The sequence below is a fragment of the Shewanella sp. SW32 genome, assembly GCF_025653365.1.
In the GTDB taxonomy this organism is placed as follows: Bacteria; Pseudomonadota; Gammaproteobacteria; order Enterobacterales; family Shewanellaceae; genus Shewanella; species Shewanella oncorhynchi.
Map to the genome: position 1 here is coordinate 81,751 of NZ_JAKKSJ010000017.1, position 22,814 is coordinate 104,564.

21 protein-coding genes are annotated in these 22,814 nt (G+C 45.2%); 3 read left to right on the plus strand and 18 right to left on the minus strand.

The genetic code is table 11. The features are described from left to right. Positions 1-306: 306 nt before the first annotated feature. A complete protein-coding gene (locus L5M28_RS11955; protein ID WP_263196053.1) occupies positions 307-2,097 on the minus strand; it encodes an acyl-CoA dehydrogenase C-terminal domain-containing protein in 1,791 nt (596 codons plus the stop codon). A 246-nt stretch (positions 2,098-2,343) separates the two neighbouring features. Between L5M28_RS11955 and L5M28_RS11960 the strand changes: the two genes are divergently transcribed. Then, the gene (locus L5M28_RS11960; RefSeq protein WP_263196026.1) at positions 2,344-3,192 is read left to right on the plus strand and encodes a D-hexose-6-phosphate mutarotase; all 849 of its coding nucleotides are present in this window, start codon (positions 2,344-2,346) and stop codon (positions 3,190-3,192) included. A 205-nt stretch (positions 3,193-3,397) separates the two neighbouring features. On the opposite strand, the gene L5M28_RS11965 is transcribed toward L5M28_RS11960, so the two are convergent. From L5M28_RS11965 to yceD, 11 genes are all read right to left on the minus strand, one after another. Continuing rightward, a complete protein-coding gene (locus L5M28_RS11965) occupies positions 3,398-4,273 on the minus strand; it encodes an NAD(P)-dependent oxidoreductase (RefSeq protein WP_263196025.1) in 876 nt (291 codons plus the stop codon). A gap of 168 nt (positions 4,274-4,441) precedes the next feature. Beyond that, positions 4,442-4,921, minus strand: coding sequence for an acyl-CoA thioesterase (locus tag L5M28_RS11970; protein WP_105252855.1), 480 nt, complete (start codon positions 4,919-4,921; stop codon positions 4,442-4,444). A gap of 117 nt (positions 4,922-5,038) precedes the next feature. Beyond that, positions 5,039-5,407 carry a hypothetical protein gene (locus L5M28_RS11975; protein WP_028760367.1) on the minus strand — a complete coding sequence of 123 codons (369 nt, stop codon included), beginning with the start codon at positions 5,405-5,407 and terminating at the stop codon, positions 5,039-5,041. Between the two features lie 232 nt (positions 5,408-5,639). Continuing rightward, positions 5,640-6,878: a beta-ketoacyl-ACP synthase II gene (gene fabF, locus L5M28_RS11980; RefSeq protein WP_006087466.1), complete on the minus strand. Its 1,239-nt coding sequence runs from the start codon at positions 6,876-6,878 to the stop codon at positions 5,640-5,642. A 236-nt stretch (positions 6,879-7,114) separates the two neighbouring features. Continuing rightward, positions 7,115-7,348, minus strand: coding sequence for an acyl carrier protein (acpP, locus tag L5M28_RS11985; protein ID WP_006081231.1), 234 nt, complete (start codon positions 7,346-7,348; stop codon positions 7,115-7,117). A 164-nt stretch (positions 7,349-7,512) separates the two neighbouring features. Continuing rightward, positions 7,513-8,259 carry a 3-oxoacyl-ACP reductase FabG gene (gene fabG / locus L5M28_RS11990; RefSeq protein ID WP_263203417.1) on the minus strand — a complete coding sequence of 249 codons (747 nt, stop codon included), beginning with the start codon at positions 8,257-8,259 and terminating at the stop codon, positions 7,513-7,515. Positions 8,260-8,268: 9 nt separating this feature from the next. Further along, positions 8,269-9,195 carry an ACP S-malonyltransferase gene (gene fabD / locus L5M28_RS11995; protein WP_028760368.1) on the minus strand — a complete coding sequence of 309 codons (927 nt, stop codon included), beginning with the start codon at positions 9,193-9,195 and terminating at the stop codon, positions 8,269-8,271. A 62-nt stretch (positions 9,196-9,257) separates the two neighbouring features. Beyond that, on the minus strand, positions 9,258-10,217 hold the full coding sequence (locus tag L5M28_RS12000) for a beta-ketoacyl-ACP synthase III (protein WP_028760369.1): 960 nt from the start codon (positions 10,215-10,217) through the stop codon (positions 9,258-9,260). Positions 10,218-10,226: 9 nt separating this feature from the next. After that, positions 10,227-11,255 carry a phosphate acyltransferase PlsX gene (gene plsX / locus L5M28_RS12005; RefSeq protein ID WP_028760370.1) on the minus strand — a complete coding sequence of 343 codons (1,029 nt, stop codon included), beginning with the start codon at positions 11,253-11,255 and terminating at the stop codon, positions 10,227-10,229. A 15-nt stretch (positions 11,256-11,270) separates the two neighbouring features. Next, positions 11,271-11,441 (minus strand): 50S ribosomal protein L32, encoded by a 171-nt coding sequence (gene rpmF, locus L5M28_RS12010; RefSeq protein WP_006081226.1) that lies wholly within the window; start codon positions 11,439-11,441, stop codon positions 11,271-11,273. Positions 11,442-11,457: 16 nt separating this feature from the next. Beyond that, positions 11,458-11,982 carry a 23S rRNA accumulation protein YceD gene (gene yceD, locus L5M28_RS12015; RefSeq protein ID WP_028760371.1) on the minus strand — a complete coding sequence of 175 codons (525 nt, stop codon included), beginning with the start codon at positions 11,980-11,982 and terminating at the stop codon, positions 11,458-11,460. A 262-nt stretch (positions 11,983-12,244) separates the two neighbouring features. On the opposite strand from yceD, the gene L5M28_RS12020 reads away from it, so the two are divergent. Then, positions 12,245-12,829, plus strand: a complete 585-nt coding sequence (locus tag L5M28_RS12020; RefSeq protein ID WP_219234554.1) for a Maf family protein — start codon at positions 12,245-12,247, stop codon at positions 12,827-12,829. A 172-nt stretch (positions 12,830-13,001) separates the two neighbouring features. On the opposite strand, the gene L5M28_RS12025 is transcribed toward L5M28_RS12020, so the two are convergent. Beyond that, positions 13,002-13,721, minus strand: coding sequence for an HAD family hydrolase (locus L5M28_RS12025; protein ID WP_105252859.1), 720 nt, complete (start codon positions 13,719-13,721; stop codon positions 13,002-13,004). Between the two features lie 22 nt (positions 13,722-13,743). Further along, complete coding sequence (gene rluC, locus L5M28_RS12030; RefSeq protein WP_105252860.1) at positions 13,744-14,703, minus strand: 23S rRNA pseudouridine(955/2504/2580) synthase RluC; 960 nt, start codon at positions 14,701-14,703, stop codon at positions 13,744-13,746. Positions 14,704-15,245: 542 nt separating this feature from the next. Here rluC and rne point away from each other — a divergent pair. Then, complete coding sequence (gene rne, locus L5M28_RS12035; RefSeq protein ID WP_263203419.1) at positions 15,246-18,680, plus strand: ribonuclease E; 3,435 nt, start codon at positions 15,246-15,248, stop codon at positions 18,678-18,680. Between the two features lie 1,054 nt (positions 18,681-19,734). Here the strand turns inward: rne and L5M28_RS12040 are convergent. From L5M28_RS12040 to L5M28_RS12055, 4 genes are all read right to left on the minus strand, one after another. After that, positions 19,735-19,944: a cold-shock protein gene (locus tag L5M28_RS12040; RefSeq protein WP_011789734.1), complete on the minus strand. Its 210-nt coding sequence runs from the start codon at positions 19,942-19,944 to the stop codon at positions 19,735-19,737. Positions 19,945-20,251: 307 nt separating this feature from the next. Next, positions 20,252-21,067 (minus strand): 23S rRNA (guanine(745)-N(1))-methyltransferase, encoded by an 816-nt coding sequence (gene rlmA / locus L5M28_RS12045; RefSeq protein ID WP_173245473.1) that lies wholly within the window; start codon positions 21,065-21,067, stop codon positions 20,252-20,254. 40 nt (positions 21,068-21,107) lie between these two features. Next, positions 21,108-21,935 carry a hypothetical protein gene (locus L5M28_RS12050; RefSeq protein WP_263203420.1) on the minus strand — a complete coding sequence of 276 codons (828 nt, stop codon included), beginning with the start codon at positions 21,933-21,935 and terminating at the stop codon, positions 21,108-21,110. A 288-nt stretch (positions 21,936-22,223) separates the two neighbouring features. Further along, positions 22,224-22,631 carry a DUF1398 domain-containing protein gene (locus L5M28_RS12055; RefSeq protein ID WP_263203422.1) on the minus strand — a complete coding sequence of 136 codons (408 nt, stop codon included), beginning with the start codon at positions 22,629-22,631 and terminating at the stop codon, positions 22,224-22,226. Positions 22,632-22,814: the final 183 nt, after the last annotated feature.

The following is a 22,814-nucleotide window of genomic DNA, read 5'->3' on the forward strand; positions in this document are numbered from 1 at the left end:
ATTTGAATTTACACAATTGTGAAAGGCGTTTAATAAATCATCGACATCAGCCCACATAATCCTTGTTATGTTTGGTTATGACTCAAACGAAAGAGAGCGCCAGTAACACAAACCTTCGACGGAAGTTTTATGTGGAATAAGAAAGAGACTCACAGCATCAAGCTGAGTATTTGCGTGCAAGCTAAGCAAAACAATAAGTTAAAGATTAAAACGATATAAAAATAAAAACCAGCGACAAGACGCTGGTTTTGACTGTTGTTGAGCTGTTTTTAAGCAAAGGCTTAACTCAGCCTATAAGGTGAATGCTTAAAAGATAGCTTCATCCAATTGAGTTAGCATTTCACTCGCCTGCTCAATTTGCTTACGCAGACTGCGACCTTGCACCGCCCAGTAAGCCATGTAGAAATCGGCAGTTTTCAATTTAGCTTGGTAAAATGCGGTTTCTTCGGTGCCCTGCTCCAACGCCGCTAATGCCACCGCGGCACTTCTGGCCCACATCCATGCCAGTGCAGTCACCCCAAATAACTCCAGATAAGCCATAGAGGCTGCGCCGATAATGTCAGGATTGGTCGCTGCTTGTGCAGCTAAATAACCGCTAGCCTTTTGCAAATCACCCGCACAATCCATTAAACCACTCACGTAGGGTTGCATCGCCGCATTGGTGCTATGTGACTTAATAAACTCAGTCACTAACGCCGACCATTGCTGCATGGCCGCGCCGCGGTCGCTAAGCAATTTACGCCCCACTAAATCCAGCGCCTGGATACCGTTAGTGCCTTCATAAATCAGTGCAATACGGCTATCACGCACAAATTGTTCCATACCCCACTCATGAATATAACCATGTCCACCAAACACTTGCTGTGCATCGACACAGGCATTAAAACCACGGTTAGTGATAAAACCTTTCACCACTGGCGTGAACAGTGCCGCTAATTGGGAGGCAACTTTGGCTTTGGCGGGATCGGTATGACGCTCAGCTTCATCGAGCCACAAAGCTTGTTGTCCAACTAAGGCTCTTGCGCCTTCATTAAAGGCTTTTTGCGACAGCAACATGCGGCGCACATCGCCGTGAACCAAAATCGGATCGGCAGCTTTTTCTGGGGCTTTGGCGCCACTTAAGGCGCGGCTCTGTAATCTGTCTTTGGCATAGGCTAGCGCATTTTGATAGGCAATCTCAGAGACACCCAGACCTTGCACGCCAACGCCTAAACGCGCTTGGTTCATCATAGTAAACATGGCTCGCAGTCCTTGGTGTGGCTCGCCGACAAGCTCACCCAATGCACCTTCAAATACCATTACACAAGTTGAGTTACCGTGAATGCCCATCTTATGTTCAAGGCCACTGGCATATAAAGTGTTCGGTGCGCCTAAACTACCATCGTTATTCACTAATACTTTAGGCACTGCGAACAAAGATATGCCCTTCACGCCTTCAGGCGCATCCGGCAAACGAGCTAATACGAGGTGCACTATGTTGTCGGTGAGTTGATGATCGCCTGAGGAGATAAAAATTTTCTCACCGCTGATGGCAAAAACACCTTCGGATACTGGCACGGCTTTGGTGCGTAATAAGGCTAAGTCAGTACCGGCGTGGGACTCGGTCAAGTTCATGGTTCCTGTCCATTCACCGCTAACCAGTTTACTCAAATATTTTTGCTTGAGCGCATCACTGCCGTGGGCATGGATGGCGGCATAGGCGCCATGGGTCAAACCAGGATACATGGCAAAAGCCATGTTAGTTGCCGTTTGTATCTCAGTGGCAAAAATCCCCACCACTTCGGGTAAACCTTGGCCGCCATATTCAGGATCGCAGGTCAGCGTCGGCCAGCCATTATCAACAAACTGCCGATAGGCGTTATCAAATCCTTCCGGTGTAATCACCTTACCATCGACCAACTTACAGCCTTGCAGATCGCCGACACTATTGAGCGGTAACATCACTTCACTACTAAAGTCGGCCATACCTTGCAGGATCGCATCGACAAGATCTGGATCGATTTCATCGAACCCCTTGAGTGCATCTTGCTGATAAATATGTAACATTTCATCGAGGATAAATTGATAGTCGCGCAGCGGCGCTTGATAGACTGGCATAATCGCTTCCCTTTTCTTGTTAGACTGCAACTCAACTAAGTGATCTGACCACTTTGGTGCTCTGACCACTTTAGCTAAATCTGCCGAAAAAGAAAGCACCTCAGTATCCTCCACAGACTTTTGTTTACACAAACGAACAGCGAAACCGTAAATTGATCGCAACAAAGCCTTATGTTATCGCGGAAAACTTTGTAAGCTAACTGCCTGTTTTTCTGATATGTCAGCAGAGTTAAGGATATTGTTACTATGGGTTCTGTCACTACTAAAAAGCACGCCAACGGGCTCGATTATGTCGAAGTGAATACGGCGTTATGTCAGGCAAGAATTTTTTTGCAGGGCGCGCAAATAGACTATTTTCAACCCGTAGGCAAACCACCTTTGCTGTGGGTTTCATCGGCTGACGATTATCAACCCGGTAATGGGATCCGTGGTGGTGTACCCGTATGCTGGCCTTGGTTTGGCATGAGTAGTGAAGCGAACTTTCCCCAACACGGTTTCGCCCGTACCCGAATTTGGGCGCTGGAATCGGTAGAAATGCGTAATCAGTTAGTGGATTTACGTTTTAGCTTAAAAATCAGTGAGCAAGATAAAATCTATTGGCCGCATAACACTGAGGTCAGCGTATTATTCACCCTCAGCGACACCCTAAGCATTAGTCTTGTGAATACCAACTTAGGTACTGAACCCGTTACACTTACCCAAGCGTTGCACAGCTATTTCCCGATTGAGGATATCCACCAACTCAAAGCCTGCGGTTTTAGTGGGTCAAAATACATCGAATTTGCACAAGGGCCTTATCCGCAAACCACGGATGAAGTGCTGTTTGATCGCGAGACAGATCGTGTCTATACCGATCTCGGCCCAGTGCAGTTATTGCATACGCCGCAGGGGATAATCGAAGTCAGCCGTGAAAACAGCCAATCAGCGGTATTATGGAATCCATGGATTGAAAAGTCACAACGCTTGGGCCGATTTAATCCAGAAGATTATCTGACCATGGTCTGCCTAGAAGCGGCCAATGTATTAGAAGATAAAGTCGTGCTCGCACCAGGTGAAACCCACAGTTTAGTGACCCATATTCGCTGGAAAGACTAACGATTAAATATCCTAGCTCTTAATGTCCTAGTCAAAAAACGATACATACAAAAATGCCCAGTCCTATTTGCCAACGCAATCGGGACTGGGCATTTTTATCATTGCAAAACCTATCACTGCGAAACCAGAGTGTTTATCACTCCGAAGCCAAAGTTTTATCACTACAAAACCTAAGTTGTTATAACGATGAAACTTAAGGTAAAACTTATTTCGCCGATTTCTCTAAGCGCGCCAGCAAGCTAGACGTATCCCAACGGTTACCGCCCATGCCCTGCACTTCTGAATAGAATTGATCCACCAAAGCGGTCAATGGCAAGTGTGAACCATTGCGGCGGGCTTCTTCTAAGGCGATGCCTAAGTCTTTACGCATCCAATCGACGGCGAAACCAAAATCATAGCTTTGGCCCCACATCGTCTTGTAGCGATTTTCCATCTGCCAGCTTTGCGCCGCGCCTTTGCTGATCACTTCAATGACTTTCTCGCCATCGAGTCCCGCTTTACGGGCAAACTGTAATGCTTCCGCCAAACCTTGCACCACACCCGCGATACAAATTTGGTTCACCATCTTAGTTAACTGACCAGCACCGACATCACCCAAACGTTCGGCGCAGCGGGCAAAGGCTTCAATCACGGGTTTAACACGCTCAAATACCGCTTCATCGCCGCCGACCATCACAGTCAAGGCGCCATTTTCGGCGCCCGCTTGTCCGCCAGACACGGGCGCATCGAGGAAATCAATGCCTTTTTCGGCTAAGACTTTGGCAAGCTCACGAGCGACATCGGCCGAAGCCGTAGTATGGTCAACCAGCACAGTGCCCTTTTCCATCCCATGGATAACGCCATCACTGCCTAATACCACTTCACGCAGATCGTTATCATTGCCCACGCAAGTAAACACAATATCTTGACCCTCGGCCGCTTCCTTTGGTGTTGGACAGCAGCGACCACCATAGGTGTCGACCCAAGTTTGCGCCTTGGCAAAAGTACGATTATAAACAGTGACCTCATGGCCTTTGTTCAGTAAATGCCTCGCCATGGGATATCCCATTACGCCTAAACCAATAAATGCGACTTTTGCCATGAGCTGATCCTTAAATAGATAAACAAAGTGAATCGATTCAAAATAGTGGCCGCAGTTTAACATTCATCAACGGTAACGTCAGAGTGAAATCGGAGCGAGTGATAAACGCACTTTTCGCTAGAAACAACAAAGGCGCCTTAAGCGCCTTTGCTGATTTAATTTATGGAGCTATTTCACCACATGGGCTTCCATTTCGGCGCCAATCTTTTTACGCATTTCCATCAAGCGCAGTGCAGAATCCCGTAAATGAATATCATGTTCCGTCTGTGGTATCCACTCAGGCACAGGCGTAGGTAGGCCATCTTCATCAACTGCGACCATGATCACAATACAATGGGTGGTGAGATGACGCTCAGAAACTTTAGGATCGCCCGCTCGCACATCGATACCGATATGCATAGAAGTTTTACCCGTATAAATCACTTTTGCGCTGACTTCAACAATATTGCCCACCAAAATGGGTTGCACAAAACGAATACCGCCCGCATAAGCAGTAATACAATATTTACCGCTCCAGCCCGCTGCACAGGCATAGGCCGCGAGATCGATCCACTTCATCACAGCGCCGCCGTGAACTTTACCACCAAAATTCACATCCGCAGGCTCTGACAAAAATCTCAGGGTACTTTGTCTATCTATACCAGCCATATAACCTCAACTTATTCAGCCACTGTGGCTCAATGTTTCGTGCAATAGGCTGAGTTTACGATAGAAAGCGCCATTAGCGTAAAAATAATTACGATTGACCTCGTCAAAAAATTCGATTTAACCAAAGTGGCTAATAAGCACGCAGCAAAGCAATAAACTCGGCAACGCTAAACGATAAATCCATAGCTGAAATTCACTACTGACGAAACGCGTACCCTTAGCAAAAGTGTAAACGCCTAAGCCAAACATAAAGAAACCCAGCACTTCGAGGCCCGAAGACATATTGCTATCGCCACCGACGTTAATCGCCGTCACCAATAAGGCAAACCAAACCACCACGTAAGCAGCGATTGCTAAGGTAAAAGTCTTGATCCCAATGTCCATGTTTGGATGCCACACTTTAAACTCACCGCGGATCAATTCGGTCAGATTGGCAGTTAATGCGCCAATGAGGGGAACAAGCGGGATCACCGCGGGATTTAACATGACACACTCCATTAAGATTGAATATGTCTGTCATTATCTGTGGTCACTAGAATTAAACAAGCTTGATGAACAAATGTTAACACTATGGATATCATACAGTTAGAAAGTGACATCTATCACAATAAAGCCATAAGATAACGGAGTTCAACTCACATGAACAATGAATTTGACCCATAAAAAATACGCCCTCAGGCGCATTTTTTCACTGTTTTTTACACCACAAATACGTGTTTTACACTTTCTTGAACAGTAATGAACCGTTAGTCCCACCAAAACCGAAGGAGTTACACAGAGCATAATCCATCTTCACGTCACGGGCTGTATGGGCAACAAAATCTAAGTCACAACCTTCATCTGGATTATCCAAGTTGATGGTTGGCGGTACGGCTTGGTCGCGCAGTGCTAGCAAAGTGAAAATCGCTTCAACCGCACCCGCAGCACCTAACAGGTGACCCGTCATCGATTTAGTCGAGCTAACCAGTACTTTATAAGCGTGGTCGCCAAATACTGACTTAACCGCTGCCGCTTCCGCTTTATCACCTGCTGGCGTCGACGTACCGTGGGCATTGATATAACCAATTTGCTCCAGTGATAACTTAGCGTCATTAATAGCATTGACCATAGCAGCCGCAGCGCCAGCTCCGTCACTTGGAGGCGATGTCATGTGGAACGCATCACCACTCATACCAAAACCGACTAATTCGCCGTAAATGGTCGCACCGCGCGCTTTTGCGTGTTCGTACTCTTCCATCACCATCACACCAGCGCCATCACCGATCACAAAACCATCACGGTCTTTATCCCATGGACGGCTCGCCGCAGTCGGATCGTCATTGCGTGTCGATAATGCTTTCGCTGCACCAAAACCTGCCACGCCTAAAGGAGAAGTGACATCCTCAGCACCGCCCGCAACCATCACGTCTGCATCGCCATAGGCAATAGTACGCGCCGCGAAACCGATATTATGCACACCCGTAGTACAAGCGGTCGTCACGGCAAAATTTGGCCCTTTCATGCCAAACATGATCGACAAGTGGCCCGAAATCATATTGATGATGGTACTAGGTACGAAAAAAGGAGAAACCTTACGCGGGCCACCATTCATCAATGCGCTGTGACCTTGTTCAATCAACCACATACCGCCCATACCCGCACCAATAGCCGTACCGACACGACCTGGGTTTTCTTTACTCATGTCCAGACCTGAGTCTTGGATAGCTTGGATGCCAGCCGCCATACCGTATTGAATAAAGAGGTCCATCTTACGGGCGTCTTTTTTCGTTACGTATTGCTCAACATCGAAATCTTTTACTGAACCACTGAAACGAGTGGTAAATTCACTGGCATCAAATTTGGTTATCGGTGCAATACCACTCTTACCCGAAAGCAAAGCCTTCCAAGTAGTATCGACAGTATTGCCCACTGGAGTTACTAACCCCAAACCGGTTACCACTACACGACGTTTAGACACGGCAGTCACCTTTAAATGCTAATTTATTAATTCAGATAGAGGACACAGGGTTTTCTATCATTAGACAATTTCTTAAATAACGTTTATTTAGAAAAATTCGCCAATCTGCGGCGAGCATCTCGTGGATGACAATTAAAACACGATCCAGAGACGATTGAATGGCACGGAGGCAGAATTTGACGGGGGTAAAACAAAAACAGGCGGCAAAAATGCCGCCTGTCTTCAAGAATTCAGAATTACTGATTCTTAGAAACGTAGTCGATCGCTGCTTGAACAGTAGTGATCTTTTCAGCTTCTTCATCAGGGATCTCGGTATCAAACTCTTCTTCCAGAGCCATAACCAACTCAACAGTGTCCAGAGAATCTGCACCCAGATCGTCAACGAAAGATGCCGCTGGCTTAACGTCTTCTTCTTTAACGCCCAGTTGCTCTACAATGATTTTCTTTACACGTTCTTCGATGTTGCTCATTAGTTTTCTTTCCTATTCAAATTACGCACTTGCGTAAGATTGCGAGTAGTTTATTAGATTTGGCTGACAATGCAAGCTTAGTTTTCGTGGTCTAACCACGAAATTTCACTATCAATTGATACAGATCACTACTCAGTTGCGACAGAAATCCCTGCCATTCGCCCTTAAACCATGTACATGCCGCCATTCACATGCAAAGTTTCGCCTGTGATGTAAGCGGCTGAGTCCGAGGCCAAAAAGAGCACTGCATTGGCAATTTCTTGCGCTTGCCCTAATCGTTCCATCGGAACCTGTGACATGATAGCTTTTTGCTGCTCTTCGGTCAGCTCATCTGTCATATCGGTCTGGATAAATCCAGGAGCGATAGCATTAACTGTAATTTGACGAGATGCAACCTCTCTTGCAAGAGATTTTGTAAATCCAATCAAACCCGCTTTTGCTGCCGAGTAGTTAACTTGACCTGCATTGCCCATGGTGCCTACCACTGAACCGATATTGATGATTCGGCCAAAGCGCTTTTTCATCATGGTACGCATCACAGGTTTTGACAGTCTAAATAACGATGTCAGGTTGGTGTCGATAATATCCTGCCATTCATCATCTTTCATCCGCATCAGCAGATTATCACGGGTTATACCCGCGTTGTTGACTAGAATATCAACATCATCGGCTTTTTCTTTGATCGAGGCGAATAAATGTGTAACAGATTCACTATCTGTGACATTAAGCACTAAACCAAAACCTTTGTCACCCAGATATTCTTGGATCGCCGCAGCGCCCTTCTCACTGGTTGCGGTTCCAATAACCACGGCGCCCGCTTCGACCAGTGTCTCAGCGATCGCACGGCCAATACCGCGGCTCGCACCGGTCACCAAAGCCACTTTGCCTGTTAAATTCAGGTTGAAACTCATATAAACTCCTTACTCAGTTAATGCTGCTAATGAAGCAACATCATTAACCGCTTGGGCTGATAGTGATTTATTAATTCGTTTTGCTAATCCTGTCAATACTTTACCTGGACCACATTCCACCAGTTGGGTAATGCCTTTTTGGGCCATTAGCTCAACAGTTTCGCTCCAGCGGACAGGACAATATAACTGACGCACTAACGCATCTTTAATGTCATCAGCAGAGGTGGGTGATGCCACATCAACGTTATTTATCACTGTAATTGTTGGGGTATTAAACTGTACATCGTTTAATGCCACGGCCAGTTTATCCGCCGCAGGTTTCATTAATGCACAGTGTGATGGCACGCTGACAGGTAAAGCCACCGCCATTTTAGCGCCCGCTGCTTTACAAGCTGCTGCAGCGCGCTCAACTGCGTCTTTTTGACCTGCAATGACCACTTGACCAGGACTGTTAAAGTTAACTGGACTCACCACGTCACCTTGAGCCGCTTCGGCGCAGGCATTAGCGATACTCTCGTTGTCCAAACCGATAATCGCATACATAGCACCCGTGCCAGCGGGAACCGCTTGCTGCATCAGTTGACCACGTAATTCCACCAACTTAATCGCGTCTTTAAAATCCATCACACCCGCGCAAACTAAAGCAGAATACTCGCCTAAACTGTGACCCGCGAGTATAGCTGGCATAGGTTTGCCTGAAGCCACGTAGGTACGCCAAATCGCCACGCTCGCCGCTAATAGGGCTGGTTGAGTTTTATCGGTTTCATTTAAGCTTTCAACAGGACCTTGCTGAACCAATGCCCACAGATCATAACCTAAGACGTCACTCGCCTCAGCAAAGGTCTGTCCAACAACAGCATGAGATTCGGCAAGCTCGGCTAACATGCCTAGGGCTTGTGAACCTTGGCCCGGAAATACAAAAGCAACATTTTCCATATTCAAATTACCTATGGCTAACTTAATTTATTGAAAAATCATGTGGAACACACATGTAGAACTTAGAAACGAATGAGCGCACTGCCCCACGCAAATCCAGCACCAAAGGCCTCAAGCAGCAGTAGTTGTCCGCGCTGAATACGGCCATCACGTACGGCTTCATCCAATGCAATGGGCACAGACGCGGCAGAAGTATTACCGTGTTTAGCTAAGGTCAATACGACTTTATCAAGGCTCATATCGAGCTTTTTAGCGGTAGCATTGATAATTCGGAAGTTGGCTTGATGTGGCACTAACCAGTCAATTTCTGACTTATCGATATTGTTAATGCGTAACGTCTCAGTCACGACATGGGACAATTGAGTCACAGCCACTTTAAAGACATCGTTGCCTTTCATGGTCATAAAACCAACCGCTTCAGAGGTTTCGCCTTTACGTGGTGGGAAAGCGCATTTCAATAAGTCACCTTGGCGACCGTCGGCATAAATGTGGGTCGAAATGATCCCTGGCGTTTCGGATGCACCTATCACAACCGCGCCCGCACCATCACCAAATAGAATAATCGTTGAACGATCTTCTGGCTCACATAAGCGAGACAGTACATCGGCACCAATCACTAATACTTTTTTAGCCGCGCCCGTTTTTACAAATTGATCGGCAACAGATAAAGCATAAACAAAGCCTGAACACGCCGCTGCGATATCAAAAGCTGGAATGGTATGCACGCCAAGCATGGCTTGAATTTCACAGGCCGCAGCCGGAAAAGCATTGGGAGCACTGGTGGTGCCGCAGACGATCATGTCTAAATCTGATGCTTCTATGCCAGCCATTTCTAGCGCTTTTAATGCCGCTTGGTAGCCCATAGTTGAAACGGTTTCATCGAAAGCCGCAATGCGACGTTCTGATATACCTGTACGTTCAACAATCCATTGGTCAGTGGTTTCCACCATTTTTTCCAAATCTTGATTGCTACGCACCTGCACTGGTAGATAACTACCAGTTCCGAGAATTTTTGTATGCATAAGGAGGGATCAGTTATTTATATCTAAAAGAATCGACTCCAAACGATCTTTTATCATTTCAGGGAGTCGACGTTGAGCTTCCGTTACTGCCAAACTAATTGCTTGTAAATAGGCAGTTTCATCCGCGTTTCCATGGCTTTTTACAACTATTCCGCGCAATCCTATCAGACTTGCACCGTTATAGTGGTCGGGGTTCATCTGACTAAGCACCGCCTGAATACGTGGGGCGATAAGTTTAGCCAGAAAACGAACGAATAAACCTTGGGTTAGTCCCCGTTTTAACTGATGTACCAATAACTTGGCAATACCTTCTGAGGTCTTGAGCGTGATGTTACCCACAAACCCATCACAAACAATCACATCCACATTACCGGAATAGATTTCATCCCCTTCGATAAAACCTGTGTAATTGATTTGTTCTGTGTGTTGCAGCAACTGCGCGGCTTGCTGAACTTGGTCATTGCCTTTAATTTCTTCAACGCCCACATTGAGCAAGGCGACTTTTGGCCGAGATTTCTTATCTACCGCTTCGCACAGGACTGAGCCCATCACGGCAAATTGAAATAAGGTTTCCGAGTCACAGGAAATATTCGCGCCCAAATCCAACAAATAAACCGGTTTTTGAGTCACCGCAGGTAAACAACTGACTAATGCAGGTCGATCAACACCAGGCAAGGTCTTCAGCAATACTTTCGCCATTGCCATCAGCGCCCCAGTGTTACCGGCACTCACACACGCTTGTGCGCGGTCGTCACGCACTAACTCAATAGCCAATCGCATGGAACTGTTTTTACGTGTACGCAAGGCATGCACAGGCCTATCGGACATACTAACGACTTCATCGGTATGAATGATTTCTATGCGCGAAAGTAAACTCGCTTCGGCTTGACGTAGATAGACATCAATTTCAGTCTTGTCACCGACTAAAATGATTTTAAGAAAAGAATGTAATTGTAGTGCCCGCAAGGCTGCAGGCACCGTGACGTGGGGGCCATGATCACCACCCATTGCATCTAACGCAAGCGTCAGATTCGTCATTAGGAAACCAACAAATTACTTGTTGATTACCTTTTTACCGCGATAGAAGCCATCTGCAGTCACATTGTGACGCATATGGATTTCACCGCTGGTAGCGTCTACAGACAGCTGAGCAGTGCTCAGTGCGTCATGTGAACGGCGCATTCCGCGCTTTGAACGTGATTTTTTGTTCTGTTGTACAGCCATTGGCCTGTCTCCTCGATTACTTGCTCTTCAGTTTTTCTAACACTGCAAACGGATTTGGACGCTCCTCTTGAGCGGGTTCTATCTCGCCTACAACCATGTCTTTAGATCCTGCACTGCAATCAATTTCTTGATGCATTGGGATTATCGGCATAGCGACTATCAATTCATCTTCGATCAATTGATGTAGACGCACTTCGCCAATTTCATTGCACTCAATTGGGTCATACGCATCCGGGAGCTCATCGATTTCTGCTTTAGTCCGACATGGACCAAAACAAAACTCGACCGTAACCTCAGTGGTAAATAGTGTCATGCAACGTTGACATATCAGAGTGAGCTCCGTCACAGCCTTCCCTTTCAGGTAGACTATCCCCTGTAAATCTACGCCACATTCAAGCGACACTGCCACATCGGAACAGTCGCCGGCACATAACTCAGTTAATCTTTTCAGTTGCACACCAGGAACAACGCCCTGATAAACTAGGCGACTCGAGGCGGCGCGAAATGGATCAATTGAAACCGGTATCTTTACTGTTTGCATAAGGCGCGCATATTATAGTTTGAAAACGCTAGAGTCAAAGAAAAAATACTAACTTAAGTCCCAGTTTGCGACTTAAGCCTTTCCCCTGCCCCAACATTGAAATTGACGGAAGCGAAATAGTACCCAAGCATGGGGCCGCATACAAGCGCAAGCCGCCTAAAATAGTCGCATTCATTGAAAAGAAACCGTAAAAGACGAAACTCTTGCACTCTCCCGCATTGATTGGTCACAATATGAGTCACTCTTTTGCGGATATCTCATTATGCCAACCCCATTAATCTTAGCTTCGACGTCTGTATATCGACAATCTTTACTGCAAAAACTCGGGTTACCCTTCGAATGCTGCAATCCTAATATTGACGAAACGGCGTATCTCGAAGAATCGGCCCATGCTTTAGTGCTGCGATTAGCCAAAGCAAAAGCCGTCGCGGGAGCAGAACAATTCCCCGATGGTCTGATTATTGGCTCCGATCAAGTTGCCGTCATTGATGGCAAGATTATCGGTAAACCCCATCATTTTAATAATGCCGTCGCGCAGCTCACTCAAGCCTCAGGCAAGGCCATCACCTTTTATACTGGTCTTGCACTCTATAATGCCAAAACTGGCGCTATGGCCGCCGAGGTTGAACCCTTCACGGTTCATTTTAGGCACCTTAGCCATGCGCAGATTGTGGCTTACATTGAAAAAGAAGAGCCTTATTATTGCGCGGGCAGTTTTAAGAGCGAAGGTTTAGGTATCGCGTTATTTACAGAGCTCGAAGGGCGCGATCCCAATACCTTAGTTGGCTTACCACTGATATTACTGACGGAAATGCTGTTAGCCCAAGGTGTAGACGTTCTCGCTTAAACGTTTACCAAGGCTTTGCTCTATTTGCTCAGTTTATTGAATCGATGACGCGCATCAAAAATACCGAGCTACTGAGTCGTTTCATCGACGAGAAGATGAGACGTAAATAAAAGTGATAAGGAAGTCTCATGCGCAGCGGCATGTATTGCCGCTTCAGTATTAAATAGCAGTGTTAGAGGTATTGCAGTAATTGCTTTGGTGAATCAATCAAGGCGATAGGTTTTGCCCGCAGCAACTTTTCGGCACTGTGAGCGCCATAGGTCACACCAACGCTATCAATCCCTGCATTGGCCGCCATGGTTAAATCCAGCAGAGAATCACCCACCATTAAGGCTCGGTTCGGGGCAATATTCAATTCTTTCAGCAAGCTTGAGATCATTTCAGGATGGGGTTTGCTGTGCACTTCATCGGCGCAGCGTGACGCAACAAAGTATCGACCTAAGCCTGTTTGCTCAAAGACGCGATCAAGTCCCGCACGGGCTTTACCGGTTGCGACGGCTAACTTATAGCCTTGACTATGCAAGTCATCAATTAACGCTGGAGTTTGTACAAACAAGGGAGTTGGCGTGGTGTCTAAATGCAAATACTGTGCTTTAAACTCAGCGCGCATTTGCTGATATTGATCATTTTCGCCTTGGCTGAATGCATTATTAGAATGCTGCTGATGCTGAGAATTGGCAGAAGAAGCGCTGCAATTAAGTCCCTGTGGGAACAGGACTCGCAGCGCTTCTGTCATAGAAAGACCAATAATATCGCGAATGTCACTTTCAGTTGGGATAGGTAACTGCAATGCCTTAGCCATATTTTCAATACAAGTGATAATTTTACCGATGGAATCCATCAGAGTGCCATCCCAATCGAAAATCACTAAATCGTATTGCTTTATCTTCATCCTTGAAACCTATCCCCGTCGATTACGCACGCTTTAACTTATCGAGTAATTGCGACAAATTTTCATCTAAAGGCGCTGAAACCCGCATCACTTCATCATTTTCTGGATGAATGAACATCAATTCAGCGGCATGTAAAAAGAGTCGAGTTAAGCCTAATGCACGCATGCTATCGTCAAATCCTTGCTCGCTGTACTTATCATCACAGGCGATTGGATGACCGGCAAATTGACAATGCACCCGAATTTGATGAGTACGTCCAGTGACAGGGCTTGCCTTCACTAAAGTACAACCTTGGTAACGCTGCATAATTTTAAAGCGCGTTTCTGAAGGTTTACCCTCAGCATTAACACGCACAATGCGCTCACCGGATTTGAGGGTGATTTTCAATAAAGGCTGTTTAACGGCTTTATCTTGAGCAGACCATTCACCTTTAACTAAGGCCAAATAGTCTTTCTGCATCTTTTTATACCGAAGCTGATCATGCAGATGTTTAAGCGCGCTACGCTTTTTCGCCACCAACAACACGCCCGAAGTATCTTTATCGAGACGATGTACTAGCTCTAAAAACTTTTGTTGAGGACGCAGTGAACGCAATGCTTCAATCACACCGTAATCGACTCCACTACCACCATGCACGGCAATGCCAGCAGGTTTATTCAGCACGATCAAATGATTGTCTTCATGCAAAATACGATCTTCGAGTTGCGAGACTTTACTTAAGTTCGCCGATGGTGCGGTACGGTTATCCGGCTCTGCCACGCGGACTGGCGGAATACGTACTATGTCGCCAATCTGCAACTTGTACTCGGGTTTGATGCGTTTCTTATTCACTCGAACCTCGCCCTTGCGGACAATGCGATAGATCATGCTTTTCGGCACGCCCTTCAGCTTGGTCATTAAGTAGTTATCGATACGCTGTTCGAAGTGATCTTCATCAATCGTGATCAACTGAACCTGTTGTGGGGTGGATTCTATATTCATGATGCGCCATCTAATTATAACGGTCGCCATTGTACAACAACTGAGAAGAATTGTGCCTTTCCATTGCTGAATTTTTTGATTATTGCTATATTTCACCAGCGATTAGGGATAAGCCGTGAATAAAGTGTTCACAACGCCCTGATCCCAAGCGGAAAATTTAACGGATAAAAAAAGATTTTCTTGATAGCAAATCATTGATTTGCAAATCGTATATAGAGTAAAAATACCACAAATGCGTTTTTTACGATTAAATCGAGAAAGTCACCTTACTTTAATAAGGTTTACCCTAGGTTTTCCTCCCCGATTTCGAAGGATATTTTAACTTGTCGTCAGACAAACCGATTCGACTTGGGCATTACCGGAACGAAACTAAAGAATTTATGGGGTTGGTTGATGTTTTACAACGAATTCCTTGTTTTTGTAATCATTAAAAAATAAGCCATAAATAGGATGCGACACGCAGCGACTGCGTCTAACAGTAATGCGCACCTCTTGCCTAGCCACCAGCCGTGAGGCTCAGTTGACCTACTGCTAGGCCCGTAATGCAGCGAAGCGCGATGTTTGATGACCTCTATTTAAAGAAGAATGACGTCATCATGAAACGTATGTTAATCAATGCAACTCAATCAGAAGAGTTGCGTGTTGCCCTTGTTGATGGGCAACAACTGTATGATCTAGACATTGAAAGCCCAGGTCATGAGCAAAAAAAATCAAACATTTACAAAGGTAAAATTACCCGAGTAGAACCGTCTTTAGAAGCCGCTTTCGTCGACTACGGTGCCGATCGTCACGGCTTTTTGCCACTGAAAGAAATCGCTAGAGAATATTTCCCGAAGGGATATTCGTTCCAAGGTCGCCCAAATATCAAAGAAGTGGTCAGTGAAGGACAGGAAGTTATTGTCCAAATTGACAAAGAAGAACGCGGCAATAAAGGTGCAGCCTTAACGACCTTCATCAGCCTTGCAGGCTCTTACTTAGTATTAATGCCAAACAACCCACGTGCTGGCGGGATTTCTCGTCGTATCGAAGGTGATGAACGCACTGAGCTAAAAGAAGCGATGGCTGACTTAGAAGTGCCTGCGGGCATGGGTCTTATCGTGCGTACTGCGGGTGTAGGCAAAGAATCTGCCGAGTTAAAGTGGGACTTAAAAGTTCTACAACACCACTGGGCGGCGATCACCGAAGCTTCACAAGTTAAAGGCGCACCTTTCTTAATTCACCAAGAAAGCAATGTGATAGTTCGCGCTATTCGTGACTATTTACGCCGTGACGTGGGCGAAATTCTCATCGATCATCCACGTATTTTTGAAGAAGCGAAGCAACATATCGCCTTAGTTCGCCCTGATTTCGTTGAGCGCGTAAAACTGTACGAAGCTGAAGTGCCATTATTCACTCACTTCCAAATCGAATCACAAATTGAATCTGCCTTCCAACGCGAAGTGCGTCTGCCATCTGGCGGTTCAATTGTTATCGACCCAACTGAAGCATTAACCTCAATCGATATCAACTCTGCCCGTGCCACTAAAGGCGGCGATATTGAAGAAACAGCACTGAACACTAACCTCGAAGCCGCCGATGAAATTGCCCGCCAATTGCGCCTCCGCGACTTAGGTGGCTTAGTGGTTATCGACTTTATTGATATGACGCCTGTGCGCCATCAGCGTGAAGTTGAAAACCGCTTACGTGATGCTGTTCACCATGATCGTGCTCGCGTGCAGTTAGGTCGCATTTCTCGTTTCGGTTTGATGGAAATGTCGCGTCAACGTCTGCGCCCCTCTTTAGAAGAATCTGCAGCGCATATCTGCCCTCGCTGTCATGGCCAAGGCACGATTCGCAGTACCGAGTCTTTAGCACTGTCAATTTTACGTTTGATGGAAGAAGAAGCCATCAAAGAAAACACCTCACAAATCGAAGCGATTGTGCCTGTGGATGTTGCAGCTTTTTTGTTAAACGAGAAACGCAAAGCCATTCGCATCACAGAACAGCGTCACGATGTCGAAGTGTATGTGATACCTGACGCACACATGATGACGCCTGATTACCGCGTGATCCGTCACCGTAGTGATGATGAAATCAGTGAATCAAGCTATAAGCGTATAGAGCATCCTGAAGCCAAATTGTATGAGCCACGCAAACTGGAACGTACTACGGCGCCTATTCCGGCATTAAAAGGTTTTGCAGCGCCACAAAAAGTAGAACAAGCCCCATCACCAACGGTGAAAGTTGAAGCGCCACAACCAGGCTTCTTCAGCAAGCTTGTGAGTGCAATCAGTGCCATGTTTGCGCCAAGTGAAAAAGCTGAACCCGTAAAAGTTGTTGAAACTAAAGCAACTGATACCAGTGCGGCTAACGCAAATCGCCGTAACCGTCGTAATGACACTCGCCGCCCACGCAATGCCCAAGATGCCGACAAAGCAAAAGAAGGCACTCGTGAGCCGCGTAGCCGCAACCCAAAAAAGCCGACTGATGCAGCAGTCAGCACACAAGAACGTCCAGTACGCGAAAAAGAAGAAGCGGCTAAACGTCCAGCTAAAGCTGAACCGAAGCCACGCGTACAAGCGCCAAAAGATGTTGTTGCCGACATTGAAGCAGATGATGCCCCTAAGCAAGAAGTCGCCCGTGAGCGTCGTCAGCGCCGTAACATGCGTCGTAAGGTGCGTATCGATAATGGCCATAATACGCCAGATAATGCGATCCCAATTGCACCTGAAGATGCCGCAGAAGTGTTAGCGGAAATTGCAGCCCTTAACGCCGCAGCGGCAAGTACTATCAGTGTTAATGCCAAAGCTGAAGTCATTGCACAAACGCCAGTAGAAACTAAAGCACCAAGAACACGTCGCCAGCCTCGTAAGGAAGCTGCTCCCGCTCAAGAAGCGCAAGAAAATATTGTGCTAGAAGAGACAACTGTAATTTCTACTGTAGTGGAAACACCTGCGGTTGATGCTGTTAACGTAGCTGAAAACACCTTGGTTGACACAACAGCTCATACTGTAGCAGCGGATGCTGTATCGCAAGATAGCGAAGTTGATGCTGACAACGAAAATGCTGATGATCAATCAAAACGCGAGCAAAGAGATGGTCAACGTCGTAGCCGTCGTAGCCCTCGCCACCTTCGTGCAGCGGGTCAACGTCGTCGTCGCGACGAAGATGACCAAGGTACATCAACGCCAGCGCAATTCGTTCCTAATGACGAATTAGGTGCTGACCAAGAGTACCCAAGCGAAATCGTCAGTGTTCGAGTGGAAACTCCTGTTGTTACAACTCAAACAACAGCGGTAACTGAACCGGCCGTTAAAACTGCTGACGTCGAAATAGCTGAAACAAGTTCAACTCCAGCTGTTGAAGCTCCTGCTGTTGTTAAAGTAGAAGCAAAAGTTGAGCCTCAGCCTCAAGCAAATGACGTTGCAGCAGTTGAAACTCAGCAAGTTGAAACTAAACCTGTTGTGACTAAAACCACTGAAACGAAAGCGGAAGAGCCAAAGGCTGCTGACGTAAAAGTTGACCTTGCGTCAATCGTTGAAACTCAGGTGACCAGCGTTACTGCTGAAGCCGTAGTCGTTGCAGTCCCATCAGTTGAAAGCTCAGTGACTAAATCAGTAGCAGTACCCAAAGCTGAAGCAGCTAAAACCGAAACACTTGTCGAGCCAAGTGTTGCACCGAGCGCTGAAGTAAAAGAAGCCGTGAAAGCAACAGCCTCTGCGCCAATGGCCAGACCGGCTGCTATCGCTAAGCCTCAAGCCACAGTACAAACAGCTCCAACAACACCGCAAATCACGGATGCAGTTGTTGTCAGCAAGCCGAAAGCCGCCAGCCGCTTTGGCTCTATGGTGTCTTCGGATATGACCAAGCCTGTCGTTGAGGTGAGAGAACAAGTGGCAGTCCCTAAAGGACGAGAGTATGAGAATACTGCGAACGAAGAGTCTACTGCCAAAATCAAACTCGCTAATGGTGCAGAGTCGGATATGGCGCGTCCATAATCACTTAAGCTAAACCAGAAAAGCCATGCAATTGCATGGCTTTTTTATTTATACTGTAATACTCCACAATATTTAAATTTAGCTCTATCCATTTTTCGGCTTAATCGTAGTCCCTTGAATAACATAACCCATCAAAAGATCCTCGGTATATAGTTCTCAACTTTAAGTATTCTTGCGTTGTCACTAACGTCACATTAGAAGCAATAAACATGCTAACAAAATATCAGGCCAATACCCGCCAGTAGAAAGGGCTCTTAATCCATTTAGTGCTAACTGTAGACCCCTCCTTTATAAGTTAGGAAAACTAGTCGAGGGAAAGCATTATTCCGCTATAAAGTAGCCGATAATTAAGTTGGATTAGCAGCCTAAAGCTTCTGTCGGAAATACTTAAATGTACGAAATGCAAGGCATCTCAATAGCCATATTCGTTTTTTGGTCGGCTCCAAACTACATCATAAATAAGCTAGTGTTCTTTAATATCAAGCACTAAATGCTTTGCCAGCCTTAACTCTTTACTACAAGGCTTTCAGCCTTAGGTGCAGCTTAGTATATGTAGGATAACTAAGTGCAAGAAATGCAAGTGCACCAATCATATTCGGCAATATCTGAAGTCACTGATTTACAACAAATGAATGATTAGACACATTCGCGTTCGACATTGAATATAAGATTACGCAAAAAATAAACTCGATAAGAGTAAGCGTTAAGAGTTAAGAGTTAAGAGTTAAGAGTTAAGAGTTAAGAGTTAAGAGTTAAGAGTTAACATATAATGGAATTGAATGTTACAGGAGTAAAAATAAGGAGAGTGTATCAAATGGTTTTATTGAAAATCTTGGAGATATCAGAATTGGATTCTAACAGAGAAATATTAGAGGATTAACTTCAGATTTAAGCATTAAATTAATGCGACATGTTAAGTGGATCTCGTCGCTTATACTGGATTCAACAATCTAAACTAAATGAAATTTTATTTTCGCACAAATAAAAAGAGCCACGGAATTAACCACAGCCCTTTAATCCATTGCTATCAGCTCCAGGCTAACAGCACTGAAAATTAACCAATGATAGTTACGTTTTCAGCTTGTGGACCTTTTTGACCTTGAGTCACAGTGAAAGACACTTTTTGGCCTTCATCAAGAGTTTTGAAACCGTCAGAGTTGATCGCACGGAAGTGTACGAATACATCTGGACCAGATTCTTGCTCAATGAATCCGAAACCTTTGTCAGAGTTGAACCACTTAACAACACCAGTAACTTGAGACATAATATAAATCCTGTAAATAAAAAATTAAAGCCTTAACGGCGGGTGGAGCTGGAAAATGCCGGTATTACTTATGTTTACAGGACGAACTGGTCGTATTGAACACATAAATATAAGCCCAACCTTCAAGCTGATAAGACTATAAACCATTCTAAAGATAAGTCAACACACTGCGACACTTTGGATTATTTATTTTGCCTAAATCTACTTTACGGTTTTGCAACCGGCTAGCAGAACACTAGGTTCATGCTGTTTAGCAAGTACAGTTAAGCATTTTAAATAATTTATTTCAATAGCTTAATCTTATCGCTTACTTTGAAATCCGATGCACTTCAATTTGGAAATCCAATTCACAGTTCAGTCCTTGCAACGCAAATGCTTGCTTTTGGGCATGAGTAAACTTCCAAGCATAGGGCGTCATTTCTAAAAAATGAGCGATATGTTCACTATTTGCCAGCTCTAACTGGGAGATTAAGCGTTCCTGATGAAGACACTCAAATCCAGCAATATGCGCTGTGGAAACGGGATGTAATCTTGGCTCAGCATAAATTTGTTGTTTCAACGCAAAATGGTGTAAAGGTCCCGGAGAAACCGTTATCAGTAAGCCTCCATCAGCCATAATCCGTTGTAACTCTTCTACTTTTGAAGGGGCATAAATACGAATGGCAAGATCGACACTTTGGGATGCGATTGGCATTTCATAGGCACTTGCGACACAAAATTGCAAATTAGGGTAACGTTTAGCTGCATATTTAATTGCAGACTTAGAAATATCTATACCTTGTAAATTGCAATCATGGTGCTGGCTCAACACATGGAATAAACGTTGACTGTAGTACCCTTCCCCACAGCCTATATCGAGGATTTGTTTTGCTTCGGCACTAAACTCAAGCGCGAGCTCATTCACTCTATCACTCAAACCTTGATAGTAACCCGCGTTTAAAAATTCACGCCGAGCAAACATCATCTGTTTATTATCACCAGGATCTTTTGAGTTTTTCTTCTGTACAGGTAATAAGTTGACATAGCCTTCTTTGGCCATATCAAACTTATGTTGCTGTGAACAACCCCAAGTTCGCTCCGTTAACGTCAGTGGGGCGGCACACAGGGGACATAAATAATGCATAATGGACTCTTATCATTTAGCTAAATTTGGGTAAAAAAGTTTACGTTTCGTCTTCCATCAATCGGTCTACCATCAGGATCAATTCCGGTGAAGCGAGTAATTCATAACACTCTAATTTTCTTAATAGCTTATCAGTGTTATCGACATCATTAGCAGCGCGGCTGTGGTTTGGTCGCTCAAACATATGGGTATAGGTTCTAAATAACCATTGTTGTTTCTGCAGTAGCAAGGGATCGATCCTTAATACTTCATCAGCAAGGCTGGCGTGACATTGACCAAGCTCCCCGCGCATAAACGACTGCAATTCTAATCTAACCTGCTCGATTTCGGTCATGTAAATTGCAAGAGATTCAGATGATGCGGCATAGTCGTAGTGCCTTGCTAACAGTGCTTTAGCAACCATTAACGCTTTGGGCTCATGCAAAACCCGTAAATCCGCTTCTAAGGGAACTAACTCAAACTTTGAATTGGCTTGTAAGGCAAAAGTTAAGTCATTATCTGCACCTAAATGACGAGTCGTATCTAAGGTAAAAGATACACCTCGCCTCAATTCTGCCGCACAAAATTTCGCAGCTGTTCCCATCCGTGTATAAAGCCTAAAACCTTGCCCAAGGCTGCGGGTTATTGGTGTATTGAAAGCCTGAGGGCTTTGCGGTAACGATTCGACCTTAAGACCCATAAACGGCTGGAAGCGGATGACTATATTTTGCTGAATTCCGGCTTCAGCTATGACGATAATCTCTAGTAAAGGGGCATTGATCGCCTGTGACACAATAAAATCACTCACATCGTCGGGTAGCCGTAATGTGAGTATTGATGCCTTTTCAATATCAAGCACCATAGGTTCATTTAGAAATTGATGGTACATAAGACATTATTCTCCTATTTAACCGCAATTGTACCGTCCAATACCAATTAAAATCACCCCGTAAACCATTACCATCGCAAGATATGACTTAATCTTCATGATGCCGTAAATCGGCATTCGAGAAATAGTAGTGACATTGCGTGGTAGCATATTTATGCCTCCAGTGATCTATAACGTTAAGCACAGGAAGATGTAAGTGACGTATACAATGAACTTCACGTAACCATTCACCCAATGTAAAACTCACGATGCACCCGACCCAGAAAGTGACGAACCTAGTCAGCGTTATTAGGCATCGCTCGGCTTAGCGCCAGAAAACCATTCGGTATGCTGGTCACCTTGACGGCCAAAATAGGTTACACGTTTACCTCGCAAAAACACGAAATAACCTTGAACTCCTGCATTCATAGCGCGCTGGCAGAAAAGCCGAAATATTTGCCCATGCTGCTGACTATCCAAGATGGCAGCTCTGAGTTCAATCACATTAAAATTTTCAGCAATTAATGGAAGTCCCTCAAATGAGAAAGGTGATTGCACTGTAGTACCTGCTGCGCTATAGAAAGTAAATGACTTCGAGGCATAGTCTACATAGTAATACTCGACACCTTCAGCAATAAGATTGCCGACAATTTGAGGAAATGGTATTAATCCAGACAAGGTTGCTTGTGCAGATTCTAAAATTTTATCCGAGTTCATTGATGTCCTCTCTGGGTCTTGAGTGGTCAATTTATATGTTTAACATCAGCAGTAGAGCCAAAGTGATAGCACAGTAAAAACGTGGAGCATGCGCCAGCGCTGGTTAAACGCTCAAAGCACGTACTCATAAATGATTAACGCAATAAACACGACCTTCAAACTACCCCAAAATCGTTGCCAGAC